Origin of the sequence: Nostoc sp. NMS2, assembly GCF_017115105.1 — a bacterium.
In the GTDB taxonomy this organism is placed as follows: domain Bacteria; phylum Cyanobacteriota; class Cyanobacteriia; order Cyanobacteriales; family Nostocaceae; genus Nostoc.
The window spans coordinates 1-6,031 of the sequence record NZ_JABXKH010000016.1 but is presented as its reverse complement, the minus strand read 5'-3'; the positions used below and the strand labels follow the sequence as shown (position 1 = coordinate 6,031).

At 42.6% G+C, this 6,031-nt stretch carries 6 protein-coding genes; 1 reads left to right on the top strand and 5 read right to left on the bottom strand.

All coding sequences use genetic code 11. The features are described from left to right. Positions 1-121: 121 nt before the first annotated feature. Complete coding sequence (locus HWQ36_RS01090; protein ID WP_366828164.1) at positions 122-526, top strand: type II toxin-antitoxin system VapC family toxin; 405 nt, start codon at positions 122-124, stop codon at positions 524-526. On the opposite strand, the gene HWQ36_RS01085 is transcribed toward HWQ36_RS01090, so the two are convergent. The 5 genes from HWQ36_RS01085 to HWQ36_RS01065 form a co-directional block, all read right to left on the bottom strand. Continuing rightward, positions 500-637 (bottom strand): hypothetical protein, encoded by a 138-nt coding sequence (locus tag HWQ36_RS01085; RefSeq protein ID WP_292697199.1) that lies wholly within the window; start codon positions 635-637, stop codon positions 500-502. The genes HWQ36_RS01090 and HWQ36_RS01085 overlap by 27 nt on opposite strands. Positions 638-1,067: 430 nt before the next feature. Then, on the bottom strand, positions 1,068-2,357 hold the full coding sequence (locus HWQ36_RS01080; protein ID WP_292697197.1) for a Glu/Leu/Phe/Val dehydrogenase: 1,290 nt from the start codon (positions 2,355-2,357) through the stop codon (positions 1,068-1,070). Between the two features lie 138 nt (positions 2,358-2,495). Next, positions 2,496-3,647: a beta-ketoacyl-ACP synthase gene (locus HWQ36_RS01075; RefSeq protein ID WP_292697195.1), complete on the bottom strand. Its 1,152-nt coding sequence runs from the start codon at positions 3,645-3,647 to the stop codon at positions 2,496-2,498. Positions 3,648-3,775: 128 nt separating this feature from the next. Beyond that, positions 3,776-4,561 carry a peptidylprolyl isomerase gene (locus HWQ36_RS01070; RefSeq protein ID WP_292697193.1) on the bottom strand — a complete coding sequence of 262 codons (786 nt, stop codon included), beginning with the start codon at positions 4,559-4,561 and terminating at the stop codon, positions 3,776-3,778. A 169-nt stretch (positions 4,562-4,730) separates the two neighbouring features. After that, entirely contained in the window at positions 4,731-5,300 is a 570-nt protein-coding gene (locus tag HWQ36_RS01065; protein WP_292697191.1) for a photosystem I assembly protein Ycf4, read from the bottom strand. Between the last annotated feature and the right edge of the window lie 731 nt (positions 5,301-6,031).

Genomic DNA, 6,031 nt, shown 5'->3' with positions numbered 1-6,031 from the left:
GAATTAAATCTTACCCTACCTCGGATGGTGTCACTTTGTTTCCAACAAAGATTGCTGATCAGGCAAGTCCTCTTGTCAATAGGCTTTGAGACGCGCTAACCCTGCCATTGTTCCTTATTATGTGCCTGAAAACCTAAGTGATGTTGTTGAACAACTATTACAAAAACAAGAAGATCAACCAATAATTAGTCAATTAGTTGAGGTGGAATTATTTTCTGCTTTATCTCGTAGGGTAAGAATGGGTGAAGTTTCCCAAAATGACGCTAGACGGATTACAGAATTGTTTGAAAATCACCTTAATGAAGGTTTATATCGTCTTGTTTTATTTGAAAATCAACATTACCGTTTAGCTAGAGATTGGATATCCAGGTTCGATCTCCCCTTAAGAACTTTGGATGCTTTGCATTTAGCTGTATGTAGCATTAATAATTTTTCTCTGGTGACAGCAGACGAGAAATTAGCTCAATCTGCTACTATTTTAGGCATAGAGATTCTTTTATTAAATTCCAATCTCAATTTTAGTTAGAGATGCGATTACTAGATCGCGCTTTGCGATCGCATTATTATAATTAAAGATAGGCGATCGCTGAATATAATTAATCTTGTCAATTTTGTTTTGCTCTGGTAAAAATCTCATCTATAGTCTGAACTTGATATATTCTTCTAGAGATTTGTACATAATCAGTAGAAGTTTTATGTAGTAGTGTCAAGAACCGCATAGCTGCTGCTGAACCAAGAGATTTATGATCAAGCGATCGCTCATCGTCTTCACATATCGCTTAGGGCTGTTCAAAATTATATCCAACACCTCAAAGTCAAATTGGGTATCGATGAAGTTGAGCAAAAAGATATCAATTCCCGTATCGCCCTTTGTATGAAAGCAATTCAGAGAAAATTATTATCATTTTAATTTAGATTGTGGTGCTTTCTTCATTCATCAGACTGAAGGTTACTAAATCACCTTTTTTGTGAAATTCAATTTAGTCTATATAGTTCTAGGGGCACAATATATTATTGTGCCTCTAGTCGTAGTCTATTCAATTAAAAACCCTGTATATCCTTAAATCTTAAGGATAAAGACCTCTGTCAGTCAGCGCCTGAGCAACTCTACCCACCCCTAAAGTGTAAGCTGCTAATCTTAAAGAAATTTGCCGCTTCTTAGACTGCTGAATCACCCGATGGTAGGCTTGCACCATTAAATGCTCCATTTCGCGGTTAACTCGCTCCTCATCCCAAAATACGTAAGAAAGACCCTGTACCCACTCCAAATAACTGACTACCACACCGCCAGCATTCGCTAAGATGTCTGGTAGTACTATCACACCTCGTCCCTCTAAAGACAAGCTAGCCTCAAGAGTAAGTGGCCCATTAGCGGCTTCTGCGACAATCTGCGCCTGCACCCGATTCACATTTTCTTCAGCGATCTGGTTTTCTAAAGCTGCTGGTATTAAGACATCACAGGGTAAAGCTAATAAATCTGCATTGCTAATTGCTACAGATTGTGGGAAACCTACAATACTCTTGTGGTTTTCAGCAGCGTAGATTTTCAACGCGGGAATATCAAGACCAACTTCGGAAAATATTCCCCCAGCACCAGTTGAAACAGCGATAATTTTCGCACCTGCTTCATATAATAATTCAGCAGCAGCACCACCTACATTACCAAAACCCTGAATAGCTACTCGCACTCCTGCTAGGGATTTACCTTGATCTGCCAGTGCCTCACGGACAATAATCATTACGCCACGTCCGGTGGCCATTTCGCGTCCCAACGAACCACCAATGGAAAGCGGTTTCCCAGTCACAACCCCTGGTACAGCATGACCGACATTTACAGAGTAAGTGTCCATCATCCAAGCCATTTCACGAGCGGAAGTACCCATGTCTGGCGCAGGAATATCTACGGAAGGCCCAATATCTTTAATCAACTCACTAATATAACGGCGGCTAATTCGCTCTAATTCGCCAATACTGTAACGTTTTGGATCTATGGGAATGCCACCTTTCCCACCACCATAAGGAATACCTAACAATGCACATTTCCAGGTCATCAGCATTGCTAGAGCGGATACTTCCCGTAATGTCACAGCCTGATGGTAACGAATTCCGCCCTTGTAGGGGCCTAAGACATCGCAGTGCTGTACCCGATGTCCAGCGAGAACTTGTATTTCCCCGTCATCTAGTTTCACGGGAATGGAAACTGTGACAACTTTACGCGGGTGGCTGAGGATTTCCAGCAAACCCTGATTTAAATTTAGTTCTTTAGCTGCTGCTTCTAAGTAGCTACAGGCTTGATCCAATGGGCATATATGCGCTGGAGAAGCAGGTTCTAGCGGTATTAGTGATTTTGAAATCATAAAATTTTCTCCTAATCACGGTATCTTTACGAACCGGATATCATTCTGTAACTAGCTTATCCTTTTTTTAGGATAAATAGGCATTTTGTATTTTCTGTTACAGTTTTATATTTTATATTATGCGTTAGGTACAAAGTACTATGGGGACTTAGCTAACGCGATCGCTGCATTCTGTCCACCGAAGCCAAAACTCAAACATACAACCTGCCTAATTTTACTTGGACGGGCTGCTGTAACCACTTCTAAATCAAATTCTGGCTGCTGCAATCCTACACAAGGCGGTAATATTTGATGCTTTAATGCCATGAGAGAAAAAGCTACGCCTAATGCTCCCGATGCTCCTAGTGTATGACCTGTGCTTCCCTTGGTAGAACTAACTGCCACGCCTTGGGGAAACAAACGCTGAATTACCATACTCTCCATCTGGTCATTTAGCTGGGTTGCTGTGCCATGAGCATGAATGTAATCAATATCGCTTGGTGTTAGATAACTACGTTTTAGACATTGTTTGATAGCTGCGATCGCACTTTTCCCTTCAGGTTCTGGTGAATTACTATGATATGCGTCGTTAGTTAAGCCGAAACCGAGAATTTCACCATACACTTTTGCTTGTCGCTGTTTTGCGAACTCTGCGGATTCTAAGACAAACACAGCTGCGCCTTCGCCCAAAACTAAGCCTTCTCGGTGCAAATCAAAGGGATAAGCCCCAGTTTTTGCCAAAGCACCCATCTGCTGAAACCCAGCTAAAGTTAAGGGTGTTATCGGTGCTTCCACTGCGCCTACGATCGCCTGTTGACATTGCCCAGTTTGTATAAGTAAGGCTGCTTGGGCGATAGACCAAATTCCAGTTGCACAAGCTGCCATCGGTGCTAAAACTATACCTGTTGCACCAATTTGTCTTGCTGCTGCGATCGCATTGATATGAGGTAATATATCTAACCAATTTCCAAAATCAGAAACGGGCAAATTTTTCGCATCTTTATACATTTGCCGCGCCAGCATCTCCCAAGATGCTTGATAAGAGCGACTCGATCCAATCACTACAGCACAATCAGCTAAGGGTGGAACTAACCCAGCATCTTGCAAAGCAGAAGTAACAACCATTTGAGTTAACATTGCCAACTCAGATGGTTGTTGAGCAATTAAACCTAGAGGAAGTGGTTTTAGTTCTGGAAATGGTTGATGTAACCTAATTCCAGATTTACCTGCTAGCAGATTTTTCCAACTATCCTCTAAACTTCCACCCAAAGCGGAAACTAGACCAATACCAGTGACAACAACTTTGACCAATTTAGGAGTTAGGAGTTAAAAGTGAGGAGTTAAGAGTTAGGAGTTAGGAGTTTTTTTACTACCTCCCCCTGCCCCCTGCCCCTCGGTCACTGAGCGTAGCCGAAGTGCTGCCCCCTGCTCTCTTCCTCTCACTGCCCTGGTGTTTTCAGATTTTCAGCCCCTTGGGTGACTTTAGCAGAGTCAATGCGATCGCCTTGCTGAATTTTGTTCACTACATCAAAGCCTTGAGTGACATTGCCAAACACGGCGTAGTTACCATCCAAAAAGGCTAGATCCGCCAAAGCAAAGTAAAACTGAGCAGAAGCAGAGTCTGGTGATTGCGATCGCGCCATTGCTACTGCACCCTGTTTATGGGGCAATATAACGGGTTGAGCAGTAGCATCAAATGGTTTATTGTAAATCGGAGTATCCGAACCCTTCGCCTTAACTTCTAAAGGTATATAGCGAGCATTTCCTGTTTTTGGGTCAATATAGCTACCAGTTCCTAGTTGATCTGCTGGAACTTTCAGGTCTTTGCTTTTGGGATCGCCCCCTTGAACTACAAACGGTTGGGGTTCGCGTACAACTCGATGGAAAGCTAAACCATCGTAAACACCCTTTTGCACTAAATCTACGAAGTTACCGGCTGTAATGGGGGCATCAGTACCGTCTACTTCGATAGTAATGGGCGAACCTTTAACCGTGATTACCACAGTAGCCTTGCCTTCAAGACGTGGTAAACCAGCGATTCCAGGAATACTCTCACTACTAGTTTGAGATACAGATGTTGCTTCAGTAGTCGTCTGGGTAGTCGAGGTAGCTGTCGAGGTTGGAGAAGACGGATTAGAAGCTAACTGCTGTGTTGAACATCCTCCAAGCATCACAGCACTGATAAGCACAAGAGAAAGCAAAAATTGTGAAATTTTTAACCGCATTGCCAGTTACTGATTTAACCAGAGTATCTTATCGTTTTTAGGGAATTGGGAATTGGGAATTGGGAATTGGGAATTGGGCATTGGGAATTGGGCATTGGGTAATAATCAATAGTTCTTCTTCCCCTGCTCCCCCTGCTCCCTCCACTCCCACTCCCCACTCCCCACTCCCTTACAATCCTTCTAATGAGACTCCCAAAAAGCGGGCTAACTTTGCGCCTTCTGTTTCCAACTCTGTTAAAGATAACGGTTGTCCAACCCGTGTTAAGGGAATATCTCGCCGCCCCTTAATGCGTAGATAGAGGGCACGAAGGGGATTAAGACCTTCTTTTACGGCTATTCGCACAGATTGTACATCTTCTATGCGGCTATCAATTTCAATTCGGCGATTTTTGCCAGGAAAACCCCAACGGAAGATTTTGATTGTGCCAGTTTCCTGATTAAATTCGTTGTAACCGCCACCTACATCCAATAAAATCACTAGCCACAGATATGTGGACAATAGCAAGCCAGCAGCACCATATAACCCCATCACCAATCCTTGGGGGACAAATACCAGTTGAGTTGGATCGGAAACTATGAGTAAATTAACTTTTAAGTAGCTGGATATCCCAGCCAGTAAAAAGCCGCTTGCTCCCAAGGTAACGATAGTTGCCCACCAGTAGTTGCTGAACCGACGAGAACCGAGAACATTTTGATGCAGGAGGCGATCGCCTTTGTTAATCGTTGTTGATGTCGTCATTGAACTACCATTGCCTGTGAGATACTTGCTGTGAAATACTCGCACACTGAATGCTACTAGACAGAGCTTGACTAAATTGAAGGCTAGTCATTTAACTAAAGAACACTTTAGAGGGTCTGCTGCTTGCTTATTTTACCAAACATTGTTGACAAAAACTCAGCTGCGCTCCTGCCTGCTACTACTCAGGTAATTTGTTTGTTAGGGTAGCTCCTACGTCGCTAACGCCACCATCCTTGTGGTCAGGGTCAATCTAAAATCCAAAATCCAAAATCCAAAATCCAAAATCGTTTCACCTACGTCCATCTAGACTAAATTTTCTTACATTTCTGAGAAAAGTTGTGTCAAATTGTAAAATTTCTGATATTCATATTATTTATAAGGTTCGTGTTTCATGCCTAATTTGCTTCTGTGTATCAGGCAAAAACCCTGAGTAGTGTGATAAGTTAAGAATCATTAAGTTACCACAAGCTAGATTACTAGCCGATGGTACGTGTAATGGCATAAAGAAAGAGAAATGCTGATTTCAGCGATCAGCAAATTCTCAGAATCTCATTTGCTTTTAAGCTTTTGAGATTGTCAAAAAAAACGTTAATTCCTCACGGTAGTCGGTTACATTGGCTCTCCGTACTGCCATAGAAACGTTGCAATTTTAGTAAAAAAAGAGGATTTTAGTCCGATGACCATCGCAGTTGGACGTGCGCCCAGTAGAGGGTGGTTTGACGTTCTAGACG

What these genes read in the sequence shown, in the direction of transcription:
- HWQ36_RS01085 (WP_292697199.1), bottom strand. Translation starts at nt 637, where the DNA reads ATGAGATTTTTACCAGAGCAAAACAAAATTGACAAGATTAATTATATT.
- HWQ36_RS01065 (WP_292697191.1), bottom strand. Translation starts at nt 5,300, where the DNA reads ATGACGACATCAACAACGATTAACAAAGGCGATCGCCTCCTGCATCAA.
- HWQ36_RS01070 (WP_292697193.1), bottom strand. Translation starts at nt 4,561, where the DNA reads ATGCGGTTAAAAATTTCACAATTTTTGCTTTCTCTTGTGCTTATCAGT.
- HWQ36_RS01080 (WP_292697197.1), bottom strand. Translation starts at nt 2,357, where the DNA reads ATGATTTCAAAATCACTAATACCGCTAGAACCTGCTTCTCCAGCGCAT.